The 23,999-nt window shown below is 73.3% G+C and carries 18 protein-coding genes and 1 pseudogene; 7 read left to right on the plus strand and 12 right to left on the minus strand.

From position 1 onward, the window contains the following. Positions 1-2: 2 nt before the first annotated feature. The 4 genes from NR112_RS19000 to NR112_RS19015 form a co-directional block, all read right to left on the minus strand. The gene (locus tag NR112_RS19000; RefSeq protein WP_256795857.1) at positions 3-929 is read right to left on the minus strand and encodes an ABC transporter permease; all 927 of its coding nucleotides are present in this window, start codon (positions 927-929) and stop codon (positions 3-5) included. Continuing rightward, positions 926-3,724: an alpha/beta fold hydrolase gene (locus NR112_RS19005; protein ID WP_256795858.1), complete on the minus strand. Its 2,799-nt coding sequence runs from the start codon at positions 3,722-3,724 to the stop codon at positions 926-928. The genes NR112_RS19000 and NR112_RS19005 overlap by 4 nt, the downstream gene beginning before the upstream one ends. Before the next feature lie 62 nt (positions 3,725-3,786). After that, complete coding sequence (locus NR112_RS19010) at positions 3,787-4,035, minus strand: hypothetical protein (RefSeq protein WP_256795859.1); 249 nt, start codon at positions 4,033-4,035, stop codon at positions 3,787-3,789. Next, positions 4,032-4,430 carry an ankyrin repeat domain-containing protein gene (locus NR112_RS19015; RefSeq protein ID WP_256795860.1) on the minus strand — a complete coding sequence of 133 codons (399 nt, stop codon included), beginning with the start codon at positions 4,428-4,430 and terminating at the stop codon, positions 4,032-4,034. The genes NR112_RS19010 and NR112_RS19015 overlap by 4 nt, the downstream gene beginning before the upstream one ends. Positions 4,431-4,502: 72 nt before the next feature. Between NR112_RS19015 and tpx the strand changes: the two genes are divergently transcribed. Beyond that, on the plus strand, positions 4,503-4,997 hold the full coding sequence (gene tpx / locus NR112_RS19020) for a thiol peroxidase (RefSeq protein WP_256795861.1): 495 nt from the start codon (positions 4,503-4,505) through the stop codon (positions 4,995-4,997). Positions 4,998-5,048: 51 nt separating this feature from the next. Here tpx and NR112_RS19025 read toward each other — a convergent pair. Then, positions 5,049-6,194: pseudogene (locus tag NR112_RS19025) on the minus strand (MFS transporter); the annotation flags it as partial. A gap of 89 nt (positions 6,195-6,283) precedes the next feature. Between NR112_RS19025 and NR112_RS19030 the strand changes: the two are divergent. Continuing rightward, positions 6,284-6,790, plus strand: a complete 507-nt coding sequence (locus tag NR112_RS19030) for a MarR family winged helix-turn-helix transcriptional regulator (protein ID WP_256795862.1) — start codon at positions 6,284-6,286, stop codon at positions 6,788-6,790. 4 nt (positions 6,791-6,794) lie between these two features. Here NR112_RS19030 and glpK read toward each other — a convergent pair whose 3' ends face one another. Continuing rightward, entirely contained in the window at positions 6,795-8,321 is a 1,527-nt protein-coding gene (gene glpK / locus NR112_RS19035) for a glycerol kinase GlpK (RefSeq protein ID WP_256795863.1), read from the minus strand. Positions 8,322-8,344: 23 nt separating this feature from the next. Beyond that, the gene (locus NR112_RS19040; RefSeq protein ID WP_256795864.1) at positions 8,345-8,515 is read right to left on the minus strand and encodes a hypothetical protein; all 171 of its coding nucleotides are present in this window, start codon (positions 8,513-8,515) and stop codon (positions 8,345-8,347) included. A gap of 110 nt (positions 8,516-8,625) precedes the next feature. Here NR112_RS19040 and NR112_RS19045 point away from each other — a divergent pair, with 110 nt between their 5' ends. From NR112_RS19045 to NR112_RS19055, 3 genes are read left to right on the plus strand one after another with little or no spacing between them, the layout of a single operon-like run. Continuing rightward, positions 8,626-10,350: a glycerol-3-phosphate dehydrogenase/oxidase gene (locus NR112_RS19045; protein ID WP_256795865.1), complete on the plus strand. Its 1,725-nt coding sequence runs from the start codon at positions 8,626-8,628 to the stop codon at positions 10,348-10,350. Between the two features lie 57 nt (positions 10,351-10,407). Further along, positions 10,408-11,646 (plus strand): hypothetical protein, encoded by a 1,239-nt coding sequence (locus tag NR112_RS19050; RefSeq protein ID WP_256795866.1) that lies wholly within the window; start codon positions 10,408-10,410, stop codon positions 11,644-11,646. A gap of 30 nt (positions 11,647-11,676) precedes the next feature. Next, entirely contained in the window at positions 11,677-12,594 is a 918-nt protein-coding gene (locus NR112_RS19055) for a carbohydrate kinase family protein (RefSeq protein WP_256795975.1), read from the plus strand. A gap of 24 nt (positions 12,595-12,618) precedes the next feature. Here the strand turns inward: NR112_RS19055 and NR112_RS19060 are convergent, their stop codons facing one another. Together NR112_RS19060 and NR112_RS19065 are read right to left on the minus strand one after the other, a co-directional pair. Next, positions 12,619-13,047, minus strand: a complete 429-nt coding sequence (locus NR112_RS19060; RefSeq protein ID WP_256795867.1) for a VOC family protein — start codon at positions 13,045-13,047, stop codon at positions 12,619-12,621. Positions 13,048-13,115: 68 nt separating this feature from the next. Beyond that, positions 13,116-13,988: a DNA-formamidopyrimidine glycosylase family protein gene (locus NR112_RS19065; protein WP_256795868.1), complete on the minus strand. Its 873-nt coding sequence runs from the start codon at positions 13,986-13,988 to the stop codon at positions 13,116-13,118. Between the two features lie 82 nt (positions 13,989-14,070). Here NR112_RS19065 and NR112_RS19070 point away from each other — a divergent pair, with 82 nt between their 5' ends. Continuing rightward, positions 14,071-14,373, plus strand: coding sequence for a hypothetical protein (locus NR112_RS19070; protein WP_256795869.1), 303 nt, complete (start codon positions 14,071-14,073; stop codon positions 14,371-14,373). A gap of 523 nt (positions 14,374-14,896) precedes the next feature. Here the strand turns inward: NR112_RS19070 and NR112_RS19075 are convergent. Both NR112_RS19075 and NR112_RS19080 read right to left on the minus strand, forming a co-directional pair. After that, positions 14,897-19,777, minus strand: a complete 4,881-nt coding sequence (locus NR112_RS19075; RefSeq protein ID WP_256795870.1) for an ATP-dependent helicase — start codon at positions 19,775-19,777, stop codon at positions 14,897-14,899. Positions 19,778-19,823: 46 nt separating this feature from the next. Then, complete coding sequence (locus NR112_RS19080) at positions 19,824-20,837, minus strand: glycoside hydrolase family 43 protein (RefSeq protein WP_256795871.1); 1,014 nt, start codon at positions 20,835-20,837, stop codon at positions 19,824-19,826. A gap of 195 nt (positions 20,838-21,032) precedes the next feature. Between NR112_RS19080 and NR112_RS23030 the strand changes: the two genes are divergently transcribed. Then, positions 21,033-22,013 carry an FUSC family protein gene (locus NR112_RS23030; RefSeq protein WP_256795872.1) on the plus strand — a complete coding sequence of 327 codons (981 nt, stop codon included), beginning with the start codon at positions 21,033-21,035 and terminating at the stop codon, positions 22,011-22,013. 157 nt (positions 22,014-22,170) lie between these two features. Here NR112_RS23030 and selB read toward each other — a convergent pair whose 3' ends face one another. After that, positions 22,171-23,997: a selenocysteine-specific translation elongation factor gene (gene selB, locus NR112_RS19090; RefSeq protein ID WP_256795873.1), complete on the minus strand. Its 1,827-nt coding sequence runs from the start codon at positions 23,995-23,997 to the stop codon at positions 22,171-22,173. Positions 23,998-23,999 lie beyond the last annotated feature (2 nt).

The raw sequence follows: 23,999 nt of genomic DNA on the forward strand, positions 1-23,999 counted from the left end.
GCTCAGCTGAGGATGTCGGCGCGGCGGAAGCGGCGGTAGGCGAGCATCGTGAAGGCGACCGCCCACACGAGCGCCCAGAGGGCGCCGTGCACCATGTCGGTGTAGTCCGGTGACACGGCGAGGGCGTCCTGCCAGGCCCGCGAGTAGTGGCCGGGGAAGGCGTTGCGGTAGGGGTCGAGCGCGTCGAGCTGGTCGAGGATGTTGAGCAGGATGCTGACGAGCACGGCGCCACCGACCGCCGCGAGCGGGGCGTCGGAGCGCGTCCCGAGCCAGAAGGCGATGGCGGCGATGGGCAGCAGCGTCACGAAGATGTAGGCCATCGCGAGGGCCAGGCGGGGCAGGAACTGGCCCCACGACAGGTTCTCGCCGAGCGGGTTGGTCAGCGGGTCCCAGCCGTAGGCGACGCCGCCGACGAGCAGGCCCCACGCCGGCAGCAGGACCGTCGCGACGAGGGTGGAGGCGATCCCGATCGCGAGCTTGCTCGTGAGCAGGCGAGCCCGCTGCACCGGCGCGATGAGCAGGTAGCGCAACGACGACCACGACGCCTCGGACGGCACGGCGTCGCCGCAGAAGAGGGCGGCGAGGAGCACGAGGAGCAGCTCCGAGGCGAGGAAGACGAGCACGAGGCTGAAGTTGGCGGCCCCGCTCTGGGCGAGGTCGAAGATCCGGGTCGACGCACCGCCGCGGCTGTTGCTCGACCGCTGGCCGAAGGCGAACGACCCGACGAGGACGAGCGGCAGCGCGAGGAGCAGCCCGAAGGCCCAGATCGTGCGTCGCCGGCCCCACTGCCGGCGCAGCTCGGATCGCCACGAGAGCGGGTCGCGCACCTGGTGGATCTCGCCGCCCCCTGCTGCCGGGGCCGGCTCGATGACGTCGAGCAGCGCGTCCCCGGGGCTCACGTCCGGCCCCTCTGCGTGGGTCTCGCTCATCGCGCCCTCACCTGCCTCAGTCGTTCGACGAGGGACGCGCCCTCGTCTCCGGGCTCGCCGGCCGCACCCGGTGCGGATGCCGACGAGATGACGCCGAGGAACACCTCCTCGAGGTGGCGACGGCTGCTGACGCCGACGACGGGCAGCCCCGCCGACACGGCGGCCGCGACGACCTCGGCCCGACCGCGGTCGGCCACGACGACGATCCTCGTGGGGGTGTCGACGCGCACCTCGGTGACGCCGCCAGCGGCCTCGAGCGCGTGCACGCCGGCACTGACGACGTCGTGGTCGACGTGCTCGGGCAGGTCGAGGATCGTCGTGTCGTCGCTGTCGACGAGCTCGGCGACGGGGCCCTGCGTGATGACTCGGCCGGCGTGCATGACGACGACGTGGGTGCACGTCATCTCGACCTCGGCGAGCAGGTGGCTCGACACCACGACGGTGCGCCCGGTCTCGGCGTAGCGGCGCAGGATCGGGCGCATCGCCGCGATCTGGGGCGGGTCGAGGCCGTTGGTCGGCTCGTCGAGGATGAGCAGCTCGGGCAGTCCCAGCATGGCCTGGGCGATGCCGAGCCGCTGCTTCATGCCGTGGCTGTAGGACTTGACCGGCCGGTCGACGGCGCCGCCGAGGGCCGCGACGTCGAGCGCCTCGGCGATGTGGGCGTCCTCGGGATCGCGGCCCGTGGCGGACCAGTAGGCCTCGAGGTTCTGGCGCCCGGTGAGGTGCGGCAGGAAGCCGGGACCCTCGATGAGCGCACCGACCCGGGCGAGCACCCGCGAGCCGGCGGAGACGGGCTCGCCGAGCACGTGGACGCTTCCGGCGTCCGAGGAGATGAGCCCCATGACCATGCGCATCGTCGTCGTCTTGCCGGCGCCGTTGGGGCCGAGCAGCCCGACGACCTGACCCTTCTCGGCCCGCCACGACACGTCGTCGACGGCACGGTGGCCGTCGGCGTACGTCTTGACGAGTCCCTCGATGACGAGCGGGACGTCGGCGAGGTCAGGCCGCGGGGGGCGGTGCATCCGGCGGCGACGGCGCACGTACCAGCCCACGAGCGCCACGAGGAGCAGGACCGCGAGAGCGCCGGCGGCGAAGAGGGTCTCCGTGTCGACGCCGCCGGCCACGGCGCCGTCGACTGCGGCGCCGGTCGCGACCGGGAGGGTGAGGGCCGAGGCCCCCGAGATGCGGATGCCGCTCGGGGTCCGCGAGTTGGAGTACGTCGACTCGGTGCTCGTCAGCAGGACGCGCCATCGGGTGCCGGCCGGCAGGTCGTAGGTCGCGGCCGGGAGCGAGATCGTCACGGGGGTGGGCGCGCCCGGCGTCACGGTCAGGCGCACCGGCGCGACGAGCGGGTTGGTCAGCGTCACCGAGCCACCGGTGACGCGCCACACCGAGGCGAAGAGCGTGACGTCGGGAGCGTCGGACGTGACGGTGAGCCGCATCGTGGGCGACCCGACCACGGTCGCGGCCTCGGCGACGGGCAGGGTGTCGAGGGCCGTCGACTGACCGGGCAGCGCCGCGATCTGGTAGGTCGAGAGGCTGACGCCCAACGCGGCGAGGCCGGGCACGGCGATGAGGGAGGCGGGCTGCCCGCCGGGCGGGTGCAGCAGCGTCCCGGAGGTCGTCGTCAGGGGCAGCTCGCGCGTCCGGAGCGCCGCGCCGGACAGACCCGGGTACGCCGTCAGGGTGTGGAGCGTCGTCGGCTGACCCGCCCGGCCGGCGGGGGTGCCGTAGGTGAAGGCCGCTGTGGGCAGGGCCGATCCGCGCGCGCCCTTGTCGCGGACGTAGTGGTCGAGCCACGTGTAGGAGGCCTCGACCTCCTCCGCCTCGTGCGTGCTCGGGGCGTCGTGGCCGCCGTCGCTCCAGCGGACGGCATACGGCGTGCCGGAGGCGGCGAGCGCCGACGCGTTGGCGTCGGCCTGGTCGAGCCCGAAGAGCGAGTCGCCGACCCCCTGGACGAGGAAGGTCGGCGCGGTGACGGCGTTCATCGTCGGCTTGGGGCTGTGGGCGCGCAGCAGCGTCGTCAGCTGTGGTGAAGCGGTGCCGGTCTCGGAGGCCTGGACGAAGAGGCGGCAGATCGTCGGGTCGAAGCGGCCGCAGTCGGCGGCGCCGGCGCCAGTGCCCGCACCCTGGCCTCCACGGAGCGCCGAGAGGAAGAAGTTCGTCGCCCAGACCTGCTTGAAGGGTCCGGCGACGGCGATCGGCGATCGCCCGGCCGCGGTGGTCGCCGGCTTCGTCACGGCGGACTGCGGGAAGAAGGCGTCGGCGAGGTCGTTCCACGTGATGGCCGAGACGACGCCGTCGACCCGTCGGTCGGAGCCGGCCAGCATGAGGCCGAGGGCACCACCGTAGGACGCACCCATGACCCCGGCGCGCGGGTCGCCGGGACCGTCGAGCTCGACGTCGGCGCGCTTGGCCGCGAGGTCGAGCAGCGTTCTCGCGTCAGCGATCTCGTAGGCCGGGTCGTTGAGGTGGATGCGACCCCCGGACGCGCCGTGTCCGCGGGCGCTCCACGCGATGACGACGTAGCCGCGGTCGTGCAGGTCGTTCGCCTGGCTCGTCACCGAGTCCTTGGTGCCGCCGAAGCCGTGGGCGAGCAGGACGACCGGGTGCTTGCCGCTCGCTTGCGGCCACACGGAGACGTCGAGGCGCACGGCCGTGCCGTCGGGCTCGGCGCCGACCGGCACCGTCGTGACCTCGGGGGCGACCGCGTCGGCTCGGGCGGTCGGCGCGGGCGCGATCGCCAGGCTCGACCCGAGGACGAGCGCGGCGAGGAGGGAGGCCCGGACCGACATGACGACATCACATCACGGGCTCGTCGTTGAACGGTCACCGACCGTCGAGGGTTGGGCCGGGGTCAGTCGCGGGAGAGACGCTGCTCGAGGACGTAGGCCAGGACGATGCACACGACGAGGACCATGGCGGGCGGGATGAACCGCGCGGCGCCCTCGAGCTGGAGCCACTCGTACGGCGCGACGGTGAACTCGAAGAGCGACAGGTCGAGCAGGTAGCGCACGATCGGGAGCACCCCGAAGACGATGCCGATGACGCCGACGAGGTTGATGACGAAGCGCGAGCGCGCCCCGGTGTCCTGCGGGTCGGTCACGGTCGGTCCTCTCCGTCGATGAGGTGCTGCTGCCCGAACAGCGCGGCCGTGGCTCGCGCGGTCGGCGAGCCGGCGTCGAGGTCGGCGCCCGCCGCGACGAGGACCCTGACGACCTCGTCCTCCCCCTTGAACATCGCCCCGGCGACCGGGGACTGGTCGCGGTCGTTGCGGCGGTCGACGTCGGCGCCGCGGGCCACCAGCGTCGTGACCGTGTCGAGGTGACCGTGGTAGGCGGCGAGCATGACGAGCGTGTTGCCAGCGGGGTCCTGCTGGTCGAGCGGGAAGCCGTGGTCGAGAAACTCGACGAGGTCGGCCGTGCGACCGTCGCGCGCCATGTCCATCGCGACCGCCACGATCTGCCCCTGCTGCTCGGGGGTGAGCGGCGACTCCGTCATGCCACCAACCTACGGGTCGCCCCGTGGGCATGCGGCGACGGTAGACCCAGGCCGTCCGTGTTAGATACGTCCATGGCCACCACCTCCCTCGGAGACACCACCGTCCACACCGTCGGCGACCTGCCGGCCGTGGGCGCGCCCGCCCCGGCGTACACCCTGACCGGCACGAACCTGCGCGACGACGTGACGCTGCCCCACGGCAGCCGCGTGGTCCTCAACATCTTCCCGAGCGTCGACACCGGCGTCTGCGCGGCGAGCGTGCGCCGCTTCAACGAGCTCGCCGCCGGCCTCGACAACGCGGCGGTCGTCTGCGTGTCCGCCGACCTACCGTTCGCGCTGAAGCGCTTCTGCGGCGCCGAGGGCATCGAGAACGTCGTCGCGGCGTCGTCGTTCCGCTCCAGCTTCGGCTACGACTACGGCGTGCGGATGGAGAACGGAGGCTTCGCCGGACTCCTCGCCCGTGCGGTCGTCGTCATCGACGCCGACGGCACCGTCGCGCACACCGAGGTCGTCCCGTCCATCGGGCAGGAGCCCGACTACGACGCCGCCATCGCCGCCCTGGGCTGACGCACGGGTGAAGCCGCGGACGCTGCGCACCAGCAGCGGCCAGCAGCCGGCCACGAGCATCCAGACGGCGATGCCGACCATGAGGTCGGGCGTTTCGACGTGCGCGCTGAGCGGGCCGGCGAGGACGTTGCCGAGAGGCAGCGCGACGAACGAGATGAGCACGTCCCACGAGACGACGCGGGCCAGCCGGTCGTGGGGCACGCCCTGCTGCACGGCGGTCTGCCACCCGACGTCGAAGTAGAGCAGTCCGGCCTGGCCGACGAGGGCGAGTGCCATGATCGCTACGAGCCCGCCGGGCCAGGCGAACCCGAGCGGGAAGAGCGGATAGAGCCCGAGGGCGGCGAAGGCCCCGAGGAGCATCCGGCGCGGCTGGAGCCGGATCCCGACGAGCCCTCCGACGAGGCCGCCCACGCCGAGCGCCGCCGTGAGGAGGCCGAGGGCGTGGGCGCCGCCGAGGTCGCGCACGGCCGTCACCTCGACGAGGACGATGAAGACCCCACTCGCGACGTGGAACATCGCCGCCGCGAGGAGGCTCGACCAGAGCCAGTCCCGGCTGCGGATCTCGGCGAGGCCCTCGCGGATCTCGGTCAGCATGCCGGTGCGCTCGGCGAGGTGGTCGGCGCGAGCCCGGAGCCGCGCGACGCAGACCGCCGACCAGGCGAACGTCAGCGCATTGACCGTGAAGCCGGCGACCGGGCCGAACCGGGCGACGACGAGCCCGGCGACGACCGGGCCGGCCACCTGGGCGCTCGACTGGAGGAAGCTGATCGCGCCGTTGGCGGTCTGCAGGGCCGACGCCGGGACGATGAGGGGCCGCAGCGAGACGAAGGCGGGGTAGAAGAACGCGCCCGCACCCGCCGTGACCGCGGCCAGACCCGCGAGCACGGCGACCGGCGGGTCGCCGAGCGCGAAGGCGAGGGCCATGCCCGCGACGGAGCCGGCGCGCGTGAGGTCGGCCCCGACCATGATCCGGTGCGGCGTGACGCGGTCGGCCCAGACGCCGCCGACGAGGGTGCACAGGAGGCGGGCCACCACGGCGCTCGCGAGGACGACACCGAGCTCGCCCGCTCCGCCGCCACCCAGGACGACGGCCACGGACAGGGCGATGGGGTTGAAGGCGTCACCCACCCACGAGAGTGCCTGGCCGGCGAGCAGGAGTCGGACGTCGCGGAGCTCGAACAGGTCGCGCAGGGTCATGGTGCGAGATTAGTTAGATGTCTGACTATCTGTCAACGAATAGTCAGGAACCGATGTACGGCGCGCTGCACCTCTGCGAGACTGGCGCCATGGCGAGAGCACGGCAGGACTCGGTCGACCGGCACGTCGCACGCTGGAGCGGCCTCCTCGAGGACATGGACCCCGAGGTCGAGGGCGCCGTCACGCGCATGCAGGCGATCACCAAGCGGCTCAAGGCCGCCGACCACGCGAGCTACGCCGGGACGGACGACACCATCGAGGACTACCACACGCTCCACGCACTGATGGTCCAGCCGTTCCCCGAGGAGGCGACCCCCGCACAGCTCGCCGACGCGTGCGGCGTGACCCGCGCCGCGATGACGTCACGCACCGACCGGCTCGTGCAGCGCGGACACGTGACGCGGGAGGTCGACCCCATCGACCGGCGCCGCATCCTCATCCGACCGACGCCGTCGGGACGGGCGCTGTGGGAGAGGGGGATCGAGGCCGGCATGGCTCGTGAGCAGGAGGCCTTCTCGGGCCTGACCGCCAGGGACCTCGTCGCCCTCAACGGCCTGCTGCGCAAGGTCCTCCTCCACCTCGAGGGCGAGGACTGAGGCGTCACGGAGTGTCGGCGTCGACCCAGTCGAGGGTGCGCTCGACGGCCTTCTTCCACGTGCGGAAGAGGCGCTCCCTCTCGGGCTCCTCCATCGCGGGGGTCCACCGGCGGTCCTCGCCCCAGTTCTCACGGATCTCGTCGGTGCTCTGCCAGTAGCCGACGGCCAGCCCGGCGGCATACGCGGCGCCGAGAGCGGTGGTCTCGGCCACGACGGGTCGCACGACGTCGACGCCGAGCAGGTCGGCCTGGAACTGCATGAGCGTCTCGTTGACGACCATGCCGCCGTCGACCCGCAGCTCGGTGAGCGGCACTCCCGAGTCGGCGTTCATCGCCTCGAGCACCTCGCGCGTCTGGAACGCCGTGGCCTCCAACGCTGCTCGGGCGATGTGACCCTTGTTGACGAAGCGGGTCAGACCGACGAGCGCACCGCGGGCGTCGGGACGCCAGTGGGGGGCGAAGAGGCCGGAGAAGGCCGGGACGAAGTAGGCGCCCCCGTTGTCGTCGACGCTCGCGGCCAGCGTCTCGATCTCCTTGGCGTCCGTGATGAGGCCGAGGTTGTCACGCAGCCACTGCACGAGCGACCCCGTGACGGCGATGGAGCCCTCGAGTGCGTAGACCGGCCTGTCGTCTCCGAGCCGGTAGCAGACCGTCGTCAGCAGCCCGTTCTTCGAGGCGACGATCTCCTCACCCGTGTTGAGGAGCATGAAGTTGCCGGTGCCGTAGGTGTTCTTGGCCGAGCCGACGTCGAGACAGGCCTGGCCGAAGGTCGCCGCCTGCTGGTCGCCGAGGATGCCCGCCACCGGGACGTCGATGAGGATGCCCGGCTTGCACGTGCCGTAGACCTCGGACGACGATCGGATCTCGGGGAGCATCGCCAGGGGGACCCCGATCGCCTTCGCGGCCGAGGCGTCCCAGTCGAGGGTGCGCAGGTCCATCAGGAGGGTGCGCGAGGCGTTCGTGACGTCGGTGACGTGCACGCCATCGTCGTCGGCGCCGCCCGTGAGGTTCCAGAGCAGCCAGGTGTCGATGGTGCCGAAGAGCAGCTCCCCCGCCTCGGCGCGCTCACGGGCGCCGTCGACGTGGTCGAGGATCCAGCGGGCCTTGGGCCCGGCGAAGTACGTCGCGAGCGGCAGCCCGGTCACCTCTTTGAAGCGCTCGACGCCGCCGTCGCGGGCCAGCTCGTCGCAGATCGCCTGGGTGCGGGTGTCCTGCCAGACGATGGCGTTGTGGATCGGCCGGCCGGTGGCCCGCTCCCACACGACGGTGGTCTCGCGCTGGTTCGTGATGCCGACCGCAGCGATGTGGGTGGCGTTGAGGTTCGCCTTGCCGAGTGCGCCTCCGACGACGACGCGGGTGTTCTGCCAGATCTCCATCGCGTCGTGCTCGACCCACCCGGCCCGCGGGAAGATCTGCCGGTGCTCCATCTGGTCGACGGCCACGACGCGACCGCTGCGGTCGAAGACCATGGCCCGGGTGCTCGTCGTCCCCTGGTCGATCGACACGACATGGCTGCGCTGCTCCGTCGGCATGACCAGACCGTACCGCCGCGCGCCTACATCTCGCCGTGGCCACGTCCGAGCTGGCGGAGGCGGTGGCGCTCGCGTGCCTCCGCCACCCTGCTGATCGCGTCACACCGCCCGCAGACGATGATCGTCTCCCCGTCGCGGCTCTCACGGAGCCACCGGTGACCGGCGAACAGGCAGATGACCCACATGAACCTCACCCCCACAGTGTCGCCCACGAGACGCGTGCGCAGGGAGGTCGGACGGCTCCGCGTCCCGTGATGCTCGCTCGTTAGAGTGTCTGTCTCACCAGCGACGTGAAGGGGAACCGATGACGAGCCCAGTGCGGCTGGACACGGACTACCGGGCACGGGCGTGGAAGCGCCTCGCCACCAAGCAGTTCGACGTGCTCGTCGTCGGTGGAGGCGTGACCGGCGGCGGGGTGGCCCTCGACGCGGCCACCCGCGGCCTGTCCACCGCCCTCGTCGAGCAGCGCGACTTCGCCTCCGGCACGTCGTCGCGGTCGTCCAAGCTCTTCCACGGCGGCCTGCGCTACCTCGAGCAGATGAACTTCGACCTCGTCCGCGAGGCGCTCAAGGAACGCGAGCTCATGCTGAGCCGCATCGCGCCCCACCTCGTCAAGCCGGTCTCGTTCCTCTACCCGCTGACCAGCCGCGGCTGGGAGCGTCCCTACGTCACCGCGGGCCTGACCCTCTACGACTCGATGGGCGGCGCGCGCTCGGTCCCACGCCACAAGCAGCTGACCCGCACCGGAGCGCTCAAGCTCGCCCCGGCTCTCAAGCGCGACGCCCTCACCGGAGGGCTGCTCTACTACGACGCCCAGGCCGACGACGCCCGCCACACGCTGACGACGGTCCGCACCGCCGCCGCCTACGGCGCCACCGTCGTCGCCTCGGCCCGCGTCGTCGAGCTGCTGCGAGCGGGCGAGCGGGTCGTCGGCGCCCTCGTCGAGGACGTCGAGACGGGCGAGCGCACCGAGGTCCGGGCCTCCGTCGTCATCAACTGCACCGGCGTGTGGACCGACGACATCCAGACGATGGCGGGAGGCCGCGGGCGCTTCCACGTGCGCGCGAGCAAGGGCGTGCACATCGTCGTCGCCCGCGACCGGATCAACTCCGAGACCGGCCTCATCCTGCGCACCGAGAAGTCGGTCCTCTTCGTCATCCCGTGGGGCACCCACTGGATCATCGGCACCACCGACACCGACTGGGAGCTCGACCTCGCCCACCCCGCCGCGACCCGGGCCGACATCGACTACATCCTCGAGCACATCAACACCGTGCTGAAGGTGCCGCTGACCCACGAGGACATCCAGGGCGTCTACGCCGGACTGCGCCCCCTGCTCTCCGGCGAGAGCGAGGACACGAGCCAGCTCTCGCGGGAGCACGCCGTGGCCCGCCCGCAGCCCGGCCTCATCTCCATCGCCGGCGGCAAGTACACGACCTACCGCGTCATGGCCGCCGACGCCGTCGACGCCGCCCGTGAGGACATCGGTGGCGACGTCTCCGACAGCGTCACCGAGTTCATCCCGCTCTCGGGCGCCGAGGGCTACGTCGCGCTCGTCAACCAGATCGACCGGCTCGCGCGCCACCAGGACCTCCCGGTCTGGCGCATCACCCACCTGCTCGAGCGCTACGGCTCGCTCGTCCACGAGCTCTTCGCCCTCGCCGAGGACGACCGCTCCCTCTACGACCCGCTCCCCGGCGCGGAGGAATACCTCCGGGTCGAGGCGCTGTATGCCGCCACGCACGAGGGCGCGCTGCACCTCGACGACGTGCTGGCCCGCCGCACGCGCATCTCCATCGAGACCTCGAGCCGTGGCGCCGACAGTGCTCGGGCCGTGGCCGAGATCGTGGCCCCCGTCCTCGGCTGGGACGCCGAGCGGAGCGAGGCCGAGGTGTCCGCCTACATCGCCCGGGTCGAGGCGGAGCTCGAGTCGCAGAAGGAGCTCGCCGACTCCGAGGCAAACGCCGAGCGGCTGAGTGCGCCGGACGTGCGCCGGATCCCCGTGAGCCGGGCGCCCGAGCAGCCCTGACCCGGGCAAAGGCTCGACAACAGCCCCGCGCCGCGGTGACGTTCCTAGACTGACGGGATGAGGACTCGACGCGGCCGGCCCGCGATGCGCGCGACCCCGGCGGTCGCGGCGGCCGTCGCGGCGATCGCCCTGCTCGTGGCGGGCTGTGGCACTCCGAACCCGACCGCCCAGGCCCGGCTCGAGGGGCACGCGACCGGGCACTCGGCGGGTGTCACCGAGCACCCGACGACGGCTGCCACCGGCCACGCCGCGAAGCCCGTCAGCCCGGCCAAGCCGACGGCGCTGCGGGCCGGCGAGTCGATGCGGACCGTGACGTCACCGGTGTCCTACACGCCGAAGGCGCCGACGACCGGCACCGACGACTACCGGTGCTTCGTCCTCGACCCCAAGGTCACGCGCGACGAGTTCGTGACCGGCTTCGACATCGCGCCGGGCCAGCCGCAGGAAGTGCACCACGTCATCCTCTTCCGCGTTCCGCCGTCGGCTGCAGCGGCCGCCCGAGCGAAGGACGCCGAGTCGGGCGGCACCGGCTGGACCTGCTTCGGCGGCGCCGGCCTCGGGTCGCGCGGCGCGAGCCTCGACGACGCCCCGTGGGTCGGCGCGTGGGCCCCGGGCGGCCGCGCGAACGTCCTGCCGGCCGACGTCGGCATCCCCATGCAGCACGGCTCCCTCCTCGTCATGCAGGTCCACTACAACCTCCGGCACGGCGTGACGCCCGACCGCACGTCCGTCCAGCTGCGCCTGTCCGCGTTGCCGAAGCTCAAGCCGCTCGAGACGATGCTCTACCCCGCGCCGGTCGAGCTGCCTTGTCGCGCAGGCAAGTCCGGTCCGCTGTGCGACCGGAACGCGGCGGTCGCCGACGTCACCGAGCGCTTCGGGCCGATGTCGTCACGCATCGTCAACGGCCTGCTGCTCGTCTGCGACGGCACGCTCATCCCGACCCCCGGCGCCACCCAGTCGTGCACGCGCAGCGTCGAGCAGGCTGCGACGATCCGCGCCGTGGCCGGGCACATGCACCTGCTCGGCTCGTCGCTGCGCATCGACCTCAACCCCGGCACGGCGCGCGCGAAGACCCTGCTCGACATCAAGGTCTGGGACTTCGACAACCAGGGCTCCGTCCCGATCCCGGCGACGGCGATCCGCCCCGGTGACTCGATCCGGGTCAGCTGCACCCACGACCAGGCCTGGCGCGACAAGCTGCCCGACCTCCAGGGGCTGCCCGAGCGCTACGTCGTCTGGGGCGAGGGCACGACCGACGAGATGTGCCTCGGTCTGCTCAGCGTCACGCGTCCCTGACCGCACCCGGCCGTGCACAATGAGGCCGTGATGACTGACGTCCTCGTCGTCGGCGGTGCCGGCGTCGACACCATCGTGCGCGTCGACGCCCTGCCGGTCCCCTTCGCCGACTCGCACGTCGTCCCTCCGATCGACACCGTCGTGGGCCACACGGGCAGCGGCGTCGCGCTCGGCTGCCACCGCCTCGGCCTCGCCACGCGTCTCGTCGACGTCATCGGCGACGACCACGAGGGCCGGATGCTCCTGCACCGGTTCGCGGACGAGGGGCTCGCCTTCGACCACGTCGTCCACGAGAGCGGCACCCGTCGGGCGGTGAACCTCGTCGACGCGACCGGCCGCCGCATGTCCTTCTACGACCCGCGCCACCCCTACGACCTCGCACCCGACCCGGCGCTCTGGCGCGGCCCCCTCGAGGGGGCGCGGCACGTGCACGCCTCGATCATGCCGTGGACCGTCGGCGCCCTCGAGGACGCCACGGCCGCGGGGACCACGACCTCGACCGACCTGCACGACTGGGACGGGCGCAACCCGCACCACCGGCCGTTCGCGTATGCCGCCGACCTCGTCTTCGTGTCGGGCTCGCGCCTCGACGGCGTGGAGGACGACGTCGTCTCCGACGTGCTCGACCGCGGACGGGCGCGGCTCGTCGTCGTCATGGACGGCGCCCGCGGCAGCCGGGTGACGGTGCGCGAGGGCGGGTCCTTCGCCGTGTCCGCCGTCGACATCGAGGGCCGCCCGGCCGTGGACTCGAACGGCGCGGGCGACGCGTACGTCTCGGCGTTCCTGCACGCGTGGCTGGCCGGCGGCGACGCCCGCGCGGCGGCACGGGCCGGGACCGTGGCGGGCGCGTGGGCGTGCGGCACCGCGGGCACGCACTCGAGTCTCATCGGTCCGGACGAGCTCACCCGTCAGCTGGCGCGCCACTACGGCGGCCCCGGCCGGGACTGAGCTCCCGACCGGACCCGTCCGAGGTCACCCCGTCGGTGCCTCGTCGGTCTGCCCGCTGCCGATGTTGACCATCCAGCCGATGCCGAACCGGTCGGTCAGCATGCCGAACTCGTCGCCCCACGCCTGCTTCTCGAGGGGCATCATGACGGAGCCACCGTCGGCGAGCTTGTCCCAGTAGCCGTGCAGCTCGTCGCTGTCGTCGCCGCTCAGGCTCACCGAGATGTTGGTGCCCGGCTGGTAGGGCATCTGCTCGGGGGTGTCGGACGCCATGATCGTGTAGCCGCTCGGCGTCTCGAGCAGTGCGTGCATGACGTTGTCGGCGCTGGGACCGTTCTCACCGAACTCGCCGAACGTCGACACCGTCAGCTCGCCGCCGAAGACAGACCTGTAGAACTCCATCGCCGCTCGGGCGTCGTCCTTGAAGCTGATGTAGGGGTTGAGGCGGGATGCCATGGCCGTGCTCCTCTCGGGGTGAAGCGGATCCTTCACGGTAGGACCGCCCACCGACAGCCGCAGCCCTTTCAGTACGAGCGTCGCGACCGGGCTGCTCCCCGGTTAGAGCCGAGGGGTGCCTGGGGCCGGCCGTCGTCGGTCGGTCCCAGGCCGCCCTGGCAGCCGGGGCAGTAGAACATCGTGCGCTCGCGGGTGGGCTCGCCGATCATCGCGACGCGGACCGTCGCGCCGCAGCGTCGGCAGGGCCGGCCGCTGCGGGCGTGGACGTAGTGGGCCTCGTCGAGGCGCTGGCTGCCGGTGCTCGACTGGACCGCGTGACGACGGCCGTTGTCGATGAGGCGGTGGGCGCGCGACACGACCCGCTCGACGGTCTCGCGGCCCAGCTCGTCGGCGAGGCTCCACGGGGGCACCCGCTCGAGGAAGAGCGTCTCGGCGCACCACATCGTGCCGATGCCGGCGAGGTTGCGCTGGTCGAGCAGCGCCTGACCGATCGGTACCCGGGCCCCCGAGACGTGGTCGACGGCGAGCTCCAGGTCCCAGTCCGGGCCGAGCACGTCGGGCCCGAGGTGTCCGACGAGGTCACCCTCGCGGGCGGTCGGCACGAGGTCGAGCATGCCCAGACGCAGCCCGAGAGCGGTCCAGTCCGGCGCCGCGACGAGGGCGCGCAGCTGCGGGTTGCGCCGCCACCGGGCGGGCAGTCCGGGCGTCGCCTCGACGCGCCACTGGCCCTCCATCCGCAGGTGCGAGTGGAGCGTGAGACCACCCTCGACCCGGTGCAGCACGTGCTTGCCGCGGCTGACGACCTCGAGCGTCGTGCGGCCCGTGAGGTCTGCCGTGGCGATCTCCCCCGGCCAGCGCAGGTCGGACTCGACGATCTCGCGGCCGGAGAGGGCCTGGTCGAGGCGGGTGGCGGTGCGCCACACGGTGTCTCCCTCGGGCACGCCACCTCCTGATCACCGGTCGTTCACCTGCGCGGTCGCGCGCCCATCCAGCCTATTCACATCCCGCGACTACCTTCGCCGGGTGCGTGACCTCTCCGTCGTGGTGTCCGCCCACGGCTCCTGCGACCGGGTGTCCGCGTGCCTCGGTGCGCTGGCAGCCCAGACCCTCCCGGCCGACCGGTTCGAGGTCGTCGTCGTGATCCACGGGCGGGGGTCGAGCGCCCGGGACGCCGTGGCCGGCTCACCCGGTGCCGCCCGCAACGGTCCGGCCTTCATCCGGCGGATGCTCGACCGGTGGCGCGCCGGCACGTACGTGCTGCTCTTCCTCGTCGAGCTCGCCGTCCTCGCCGACTCGCGGGTGGGTGCGTGGCGCTCCTCGTCGTGACACGCGCGGAACCGCTCTGGTTGCGCGATGGCCACGTGCGGCGCGGCCGCGTGGGTCGTCGAGGCGGTCTCCCGCTGGTCGTGGAGCGTGCGGCGCCCGGGCACGGCTGGTCCTCGCGTCGGCCCCGTCCGGCGCACTGTCGACCGCCGTCCTCCGCTCGCGCGGGTCGTTCGCGACGCCGCTGGCCCATGCGGTCCTCGTGACGGCGCGGTGCGTCTTCATGGTGGTGCGCACCCCGCCCTGGGCAGCCGTGGTCTTCGGCTTCGTCACCCTCGCCTCCTGCGCCGGGCTGGCGCCCTTCGTCCTGGGTCGCGCCTCGCCGGGTGGAGTCTCCCTGACTCCGACAGCGGTCGAGCTGCGCTGGGCGTGCGGTCGTCTGGCTCCGGGCGGACGAGCTCTCCGAGCTCATCGGGTGGTATGCCGCCCAGCGGGCTCTGCGAGCACGCCTCGGCACTCAGGAGTCCCTCGCGTGGCGGCCCACGGCGCCGAGCGCCGTGACGATGACCGACGTCGACCCGTTCGGCTAACGGCGCAGGCGCAGGCCCCGCGGCGTCATGTGGAATCCGGCCTGCGACAGGGCCTGCACGAGCGGGTGGTCCGAACCCAGCACCGAGGCGCCGTCGGCCTTCTCGACGGTGAGTCGACCGAGGGCTCCCTCGCGGACGGCGAGCGCGAGCGCGTCTGCAGCGGCCTGGAGGCGCTCGGGGTCGTCGGACCAGCAGAGCATCGTCTTGCCGCCGCGCTCGACGTAGAGGACGAGCTCGCCGTCGACGAGGACGACGAGCGCTCCCGCCTTGCGACCGGGCTGGTGCCCCGTGCGGCGGGACGCCTTCGGGGACTGCGCTGGCTCGTCGGCAGCGTCGGTCAGCCCACGCTCGGGCCATCCGATGGCGGCACCGTAGGGGTTGGCGGGGTCGCTGGCCGCGAGCACGAGGGCCGGGGGCCCGGAGCGTTCACGGCCGCGGGAGCCGCCTCGGCCGGGCGAGGCAGAGGACGAGGGCGTCAGCCACTCGTCACCGTCGGCGGCGTCGGCCCGTCGGCCCCCGTCGTCACCACCTGGGAGTCGCGACATCGACCGGAGCCGGTCGACGGCTCCCGTCGAGGCGAACTGCGAGGCGCCGAGGCCCTCGACGAAGTAGCCGCGCCGCACCTTGCCGGCCTCCTCGGCCGCGGCGAGCACGCGGTAGACGGCCGCGAAGCCGCCGGGGACGTCCTCGGTGACGACCGACCCGCGCGTCAGGACGCCGTAGCGGTCGAGGAGCAGCTCGGCGTTGGTGACGGCCCGCACCGTCGGGTCGGACTCGGCGGGCGGCAGCGACGTCCAGCGACCGACGCCGGTCGACGGTCCGGACCCGGCCGCGCGCCCCGCCGTCAGCGCCTTGCCCGACGCCGCCTCCTCGGCGGCCTCGACCCTGGACGGGCTCGTGCCGGCGAGGGGACCGCGCAGGGAGCCGAAGCGGCCCAGCGAGCCGCGCCGGCCGGCATACCTCGTCGATCTGGGTCCGGACGTCGCGCGCTTGTGGGCGGTGCGCCCCCCGGCGAGGAGGGCACGCAGCGGCGCGATGGTGTCGTTGGTGAGGCGCCCCGACCACAGCAGCGACCACAGCGCGTCGTTGAGCTCGGTGTCGCCGAGGCCCACGCGCGTCGAGAGTGCCCGGAAGAAGTACGCGCCGCCGCCCTCGAGCGCCTCGAGGACGGCCTGCTCGTCGTCGGTGAGGTCGACGACCTCGGGTGGGGTCAGCGTCAGGTGGGCGGCGTCGGCGAGGTGGAGGCTGACCCAGCCGTCGTCGCCGGGCAGAGACCCGTGGCCGCGCCAGACGACCTCGCCCGAGCTCATCACCTCGTCGAGGAGCGCCGGGCGGTAGTCGGCGACGCGGGCCGGAAGCACCAGTGACTCGACGGCGCTCGCCGGCACGACGGCGCCGGTCAGCTGCTCGACGGCTCGGAGCAGACCCTCCCGGCCACGCAGGCCGCCCCCGACGCCCTGCCACTGCGGGAGGAAGCGTGCCAGATCGGGCTGGGCGACCGGCTCGACCTCGTGGCGCAGCGCGGCGAGCGAGCGGCGCCGGAGCAGCCGCAGCACCTCGGCGTCGCAGAACTCGGGACCGTGCCCACCGCCGTTCTCGGTGGGGAGCAGCTCGCCCTCGACCACCCGACCGGCCGAGACGAGACGGCGCAGCGCGTCGTGGACGACCGCAGGACCGATGCCCCACCACGCCGCGACGGTCTGGACGGCGAAGGGCCCGTGGGTGCGGGCGAAGCGCGCGACGAGGTCGGCGAGCGGGTCGGGCACCGGGTCGAGGAAGGCCTGCGGCACGCCGACCGGCAGCGCGGTGCCGAGGGCGTCGCGCAGCCGCGCGGCGTCCTCGATGGCGGCCCAGCGGTGGTCGCCACCGACGCGCACGGCGATGACCCGGCGGGCTGCCTCGAGCTCGGCGAGGGCCGTCTCGACGGCCGACGGCTCGAAGCCCTCGGCCGCACGGGCGACGATGTCCCGCACCGACAGCGGGCCGAGCACCCGGAGCAGGTCGGCGACGTCCTCGCCGTCGCGGGCGCCCCGCTCGGGCGTCAGCCGCTGGAGCTCGGCCTCGGTGCGGGCGACCGCCTCGGGGTCGAGCAGGTCGCGCAGCGCGAGCGCCTCACCCTGGCCGAGCAGCTCGGACAGGAGGGACGGGTCGAGGGCCAGCGCCGCGGCCCGGCGCTCGGCCAGCGGCGAGTCGCCCTCGTAGAGGTACTGCGCGACGTAGCCGAAGACGAGCGACTTGGCGAAGGGACTCGGCTGGCTCGACTCGACGTCGACGACCCTCACCGCGCGCGAGCGGATGTCGCCCATGAGCTCGACGAGACCCGGCACGTCGAAGACGTCCTGGACGCACTCGCGCACGGCCTCGAGGACGATCGGGAAGCTGGGGTACTGGCTCGCCACCTCGAGCAGCTGCGCGGCGCGCTGCCGCTGCTGCCAGAGCGGCTGGCGCTTGTCGGGGCGACGGCGGGGCAGCAGGAGCGCCCGCGCCGCGCACTCCCTGAACCGCGCTGCGAACAGGGCTGATCCCCCGATCTCCTGCGTGACGAGCTCGCTCACCTCCTCGGGCTCGAGGGTGACGAGCTCGACGAGCTGCTGACCGACGGCAGCGCCGTCGTCGAACTCGAGGTCGGGCAGGCGGAAGACGATGCCGTCGTCGCCGTGCATGGCCTGGACGTCGATGCCGAAGCGCTCGCGCATGCGCGCCGCGACGCAGAGCGCCCACGGTGCGTGGACCTGCCCGCCGAAGGGTGAGAGCACTGCGACACGCCAGTCGCCGATCTCGTCACGGAAGCGCTCGACGACGATGGTGCGGTCGTCGGGGACGTGCCGCGTCGCCTCCTTCTGCTCGGTGAGGTAGCCGATGAGGTTGTCGGCGGCCCACTCGTCGAGACCGGCGGCGGTGACCCGCGCGCGGGCCCGCTCGGGCGTCAGGCCCACGATCTCGCGGACGAAACCGCCGAGGGCGCGCCCCAGCTCGGCCGGGCGGCCCTGCTGGTCGCCCTTCCAGAAGGGCAGCTTGCCCGCCTGTCCCGGCGCCGGCGTGACGAGGACGCGGTCGTGGGTGATGTCCTCGATGCGCCACGTCGACGTGCCGAGGGTGAAGACGTCGCCGACGCGCGACTCGTAGACCATCTCCTCGTCGAGCTCCCCGACCCGGCGACCGGGCCCCTCCCCGGAGGCGAGGAACACGGCATACAACCCCCGGTCGGGGATGGTGCCGCCGCTCGTGACGGCGAGCCGCTGGGCGCCACGGCGGCCGGAGAGCGTGTCGGTGACGCGGTCCCAGACGATGCGCGGGCGCAGCTCGGCGAACTCGTCGGACGGGTAGCGCCCGGCGAGCATGTCGAGCGTCGCCTCGAGGACCGAGCGCGGGAGCGCGGCGAAGCTCGCGGCCCGGTGCACGAGCGCTTCGACGTCCGCGACGGTCCAGTCGTCCATGGCACACATGGCCACGACGTGCTGGGCCAGCACGTCGACGGGGTTGGCCGGGATCCGCAGCGACTCGATGGCGCCGACGCGCATGCGCTCGACGACGACCGCGGTCTGCACGAGGTCTGCGCGGAACTTCGGGAACATGACGCCCTGGCTGACGGCGCCCACCTGGTGGCCCGCTCGGCCCACGCGCTGGAGTCCGCTCGCCACCGACGGCGGGCTCTCGACCTGGATGACGAGGTCGACGGCGCCCATGTCGATGCCGAGCTCGAGGCTGCTCGTCGCGACGACGGCAGGGAGGCGCCCGGCCTTGAGGTCCTCCTCGATGGTGGCCCGGTGCTCCTTGCTCACCGACCCGTGGTGGGCACGGGCGAGCACCGCCGGCGCCCCGCGAGAGACCCCCGCCTGGGCCATGACCTGAGCGGGCGGCCGCGTCGAGAGGGCAGCGAGGCTGGGGACCGGGAGGTCCTCCTGCTCGGCGAGGCGCTCCTCCCAGATCTCGTTGAGGCGAGAGGTGAGCCGTTCGGCGAGCCGGCGCGAGTTGGAGAAGACGATCGTCGAGCGGTGCTCGGCGATGAGGTCGACGATGCGCTCCTCGACGTGCGGCCAGATGCTCGCCTGCGGCGCTTGGCCGGCGGCCGGACCCGAGAGGTCGGGCACGCCGGGCGAGATCTCGGCGGGCGCGCTGCCCAGCTCGCCCATGTCGGGGACGGGCACGACGACCTCGAGGTCCCACTGCTTCGTCGACGGGGGCTGCACGATCTCGACCGGGCGACCGCCTGCCAGGTAGCGCGCGACCTCCTCGACGGGTCGCACCGTCGCCGACAGACCGACCCGCTGGGCCGGGGTGGGCAGGAGGGCGTCGAGGCGCTCGAGGCTGAGGGCGAGGTGGGCGCCACGCTTGGTGCCCGCGACGGCGTGGACCTCGTCGATGATGACGGTCTCGACGCCCTTGAGCGCCTCTCGCACCGAGGACGTGAGCATGAGGAACAGCGACTCGGGCGTCGTGATGAGGATGTCCGTGGGCGTGCGGGCGAAGGCCCGGCGCTCGTTGGCCGGGGTGTCGCCCGAGCGGACGCTCACGGTGATGTCGGGCGGCGCCAGCTCGAGCCGGGTCGCGGCGTGGCCGATGCCGACGAGCGGGGCGCGCAGGTTGCGCTCGACGTCGACGGCGAGGGCCTTCATGGGCGAGACGTAGAGCACCCGGCACCGCTCGAGCTTCTCCTCGGGCACCGGGTCGCTCGCCATCCGGTCGATGGCCCAGAGGAAGGCCGAGAGCGTCTTGCCCGAGCCGGTGGGTGCGACGACGACCGTGTGGTGGCCCGAGCTGATCGCGTCCCACGCGCCGGCCTGGGCCGTCGTGGGCGCGCTGAAGCTGCTCCGGAACCACTCGGCGGTCGCCGGAGAGAATCGGTCGAGCACGTCGGCTCGCTTGCCCTTCGCCATCGGGCCCAGCCTGCCATCCCCCACCGACACCACCACCAGACCCGCCTCAGGAGAGGTACGGGTTGCCGCCGCTCCACTTCAGGACGCCGGTCCAGGCGGGCCGGACGAGCGGGCTGGCGGTCTTGCGCACGTGGAAGGCGACACGGAGCACGCCGCCGTCGTTGATCACCTCGGCACCGCCGGGGCCGCAGAAGCGGTCGGTCGTCGAGATGCCCATGCCGCCGACCCAGCGCGGGTTGCCGAGGGCGAACAGGTCGTTGCCCGACCAGACCTGGGTGGCGTAGTTGCAGTCCTTGTAGCCGTTGCGCGACACGAAGAGGTGCACCTTGCCGGCGGAGTCGCGGTAGACGTCGGGCGCCTCGGCGACGGCCGATCCGATGCGGCTCGCACTGAGGACGACCTTCGGCGAGCCGGCCAGGGTCGTGCCGGTCGAGTTGTCGACGCGGACGGCCATGATCTGGAAGCGGCGCGGGCTGTAGTTGCCGATCTTGTAGACGAGGTAGCGGTTGCCGTAGCGGGTGCGGTACTCGACCGGGTCGATGGCCTCGGAGTAGCCGGCGGGCGGGCAGACGAGGGGCGTCGAGACCGGGCTGAAAGGGCCGGTCGGCGACGACGAGCGGGCCGCGCCGATGCAGTGCTTGTTGTGGTTCGCCGTGCCGGGGGCCTCGCGGCGGGCGGCGAAGTACATCGTGAAACGCTCGGAGCCGGGCGACGTCGCGGTCTGGAAGACGTGCGGTGCCCACAGCTGCGCGGGAGAGCTGTCGGTCGACTCGAAGGTCCAGGCCGGGCGGGCGTTCATCGAGGTGCCGACGACCGAGAAGCCCGAGCCGGGCGAGGCCGAGCGAGCGACCCGGAAGCCGCCACCCGTCGCATACAGGTAGTACTTCGTGCCCTGGGCGCGCGTCGTGAACTTCGCGAAGCCCGGGTCCGGGAAGTCCTTGGCGATGACGTTGCGGGCGCTCGCGCCGGTCGTGACGGCCAGGGCGGGCGCGGTCATGAGCGCTCCCGTCGCGGCGACCGCCGCGGCTGCGAGGGCAGCGACGACTGCTGACTTCTTCATGTGGTGTCCCCTGTTCGCCCGGAGACCGGACGGCCTGCCCGGTCAGCGCGATTCTGCGCGCTCCGGGTGTGCCGCGTCGATGGGTAGTCCTACCCGGATCCGGGCGAGCTCTAGAGTGGAGAGCGATGAACCAGCCCCCACCCCGACCGGCCTGGCCGGGGCTGCTGCGGTGGGGACCGCACGGCGGCGCCCACCGTGTCGCACTCCGCGCCGGGCTCTCGGTGCTCGTCCCCCTCCTCGTGCTCGTGCGTCGGTCGCGTCGAGTGGACGCCCTATGCCGCGTTCGGTGCCTTCACGTCGCTCTACGGCCGCAACCACTCCCGTCCCGAGCGGGCCGGGATGCAGGTTGTCGCCGGCGGGTTCCTCACCCTTGCAGTGACGCTCGGCGTCGTCGTGTCCCTGGCACCGGAGTCCCGCTGGCTCGTCGTCGTGCTGGGCGCGCTGCTCGCGGCCGCCGGTTCGCTCACCTCCGACGCCTACCGGTGGCACCCGCCGGGGCCGCTCTTCCTCGTCTTCGCCTTCGCCGTCTGCGCGATGGTCCCGGCCGGTCCGACGACCGTCCCGGTCGCGGCCGCGGTGGCCGCCTCCAGCGTCCTCGTGTCGCTGCTCGTCTCCCACGTCGGGGTGCTGACCGACCGCGATGCGTGGCGTCGGCCGCAACTGCCGGCGCCCCGCTTCCGCGACGCGCTCGAGGCTCCCGGCGCGCGAGCGCACCTCATGCGGCACGTCGTCGCGCTGTCCGTCTCGGGCGCCGTCGCGACCGGGCTCGGGTGGCAGCACCCTTACTGGGCCATGGTCGCCGCCGTGACCGTCCTGTCGGGACCGGACCTCACGTCCCGCCTGACCCGTGGCGTGCACCGCGTCGTCGGCACGGTCCTCGGTCTCGCCGTGGCGGCGCCGATCCTCGCGTGGTCCCCGCAGGGCGTCTGGGCGGTGCTCGTCATCGTCGTGCTCCAGGTGCTCACCGAGCTCGTCGTCGGGCGCAACTACGCCGTGGCGCTCCTCTTCATCACCCCGCTCGCCCTGATGATGGGCCAGCTCGTCCACGCCGCCCCAGCGGGTCCGCTGCTGCGCGACCGCCTCCTCGAGACGGTGCTCGGTGCCATCGTCGGCGCCGTCGTCCTCCTCGTCGTGCCCGACCGGCTCCGTCCGCCCGGTCCGATGCGACGGGCCTGACCATCGCGGCCTTCGCTCCTCGCCTCCTCGGCCCTCTCGGGCCCGGGCGAGGGATCCGGCGGGATGGTCCCGCCGACGGGCACGCTCCCGAGGCCCCACGGGACGATCGACGGTGACGACTGGGCGTCGTCGTCTTCGTCGATCGTGCCGTGTCGGCTCAGCGGGCGACCTGCCGGTGCGATCCGTCGAGGCGGCGCGTCCACCCCCGACGGTCGAGGTGCTCGAGCAGCGGGATGACGATGCGACGCGTGCTGTCCAGGGCCTGACGGGCGTCGCTCGTCGTGAAGGGCTGTGGCAGGGCCGCGAGCTCGCGCATCGCGAGGGCCGGCGCGTTCGGGAGCAGGACCACGTCACCGGGCAGCCGCAGGATGCGTCCGATGCCCTCGGCGGCGGCGAGCTCGCGTGCCCCGAGCCCGGCGGCGTCGAGCTCGTGCTGCTCCGGCGCTGTGAACGGCTTCTGCCGCAAGCGCGCCTCGATCCTGCTCAGCCCGGCCTCGGCCCCGCTGGACAGGACGGCCGAGCGTCCGGGCAGCCCGACCCGACCGTCACGGATGTCGAGCCCGGCGGTGGCGGCGAGGTCGCTCACGAGCGCACGGTCCGGCACGCCCGCTACGGCTCGGGCCGCCTCGAGGGCGAGCACGGGGTCGATCGGGGCAGCGTCGGCCCGCGCCTGGACGGCCGCCCGCAGGCGGACCGACGCCGCCTGCCAGGCCTCGTCGTCGACGAGCCACACGCCCCGCCTCGCGACGGTCGCGCCGGGTCGGTCACCGGGCGGCACCACGATCCCGAGCGCCTCGGCCTCGGACCCACGCATCCATCCGCGGCGCGCGACCTCACGGGCGAGGTCGGGCGCACCGTCGAGGCTGCGGACCACCTCGGCCCGCCGGGCGGCTGAGCCACGTCGGTCGAGCACGGGTGGGTCTGCGTCCACGACCACAGCACCCACGACCCGGCGTGAGCCGGGATCGCGCAGCAGGATGCGGTCGCCCGCGACCACGGGCAGCGCGGCCGGGAGGGCGAGACGCACCGCGCCCGCACCGAGGGGGCGCACCCTCGCCTCCACGGCGAGCGTCCCGACATGGAGCATGACGTGCGACGGGAGCGGGTCCGGCTCGGGCACACCCGCACCGGCACCCACGGCAACGGGATCGACGGCACGGACGACACGGGCGTCGAGCGTCGTCGTGACGTGCCAGGCGCGGGGCGTCAGCAGGACGTCACCCCGCGCCACGTCGTCGACGCCGATGCCGCGCAGGTTGACTGCCACGCGCGCCACGGCCGACACCTCGTCACGGGCACGGCCGAGGCTCTGCAGCCCGCGGACGCCGACGGACTGTGACGTGCCGTCGGTGCGGTGGACGACGAGCTCGTCGCCGACCCGGATGGTCCCGGCGCCCAGGGTGCCCGTCACGACGGTGCCGCTGCCGCGGACCGAGAACGACCGGTCGACCCACAGGCGCATGCGGGCGTCCCGGTCGGGTGCCGGAAGCGACGCGACGAGGTCGTCGAGGGCGGCGCGCAGGGCGTCGAGCCCCTGGCCGGTGCGGGCCGACACCGCGAGCGCCGTGCTGCCGGCGAGGCTGGTGCGCGCGACCTGCGCGAGCGCCTCGGCGACGGCCGGGCCCGGGTCGGCGAGGTCGCTGCGGGTGACGACGACGAGCCCGCGGGAGATGCCGAGCGCGTCGACGGCCGCGAGGTGCTCGGCCGACTGGGGACGCCACCCCTCGTCGGCAGCCACGACGAGGACGACGGCGGGCGCCGGCCCCAGGCCGGCGAGCATGTTGCCGATGAAGCGCTGGTGGCCCGGCACGTCGACGAAGGCGACGTCGGCGCCCGAGGCGAGGGTCGTCCACGCGTACCCGAGGTCGATCGTCATGCCGCGCCGACGCTCCTCGGCCCACCGATCGGGCTCGATCCCGGTGAGCGCGCGCACGAGCGTGGACTTGCCGTGGTCGACGTGTCCGGCCGTCGCGATGACGTGCACCG

It is taken from the genome of Terrabacter sp. Ter38, assembly GCF_024519435.1.
GTDB lineage: Bacteria > Actinomycetota > Actinomycetes > Actinomycetales > Dermatophilaceae > Terrabacter.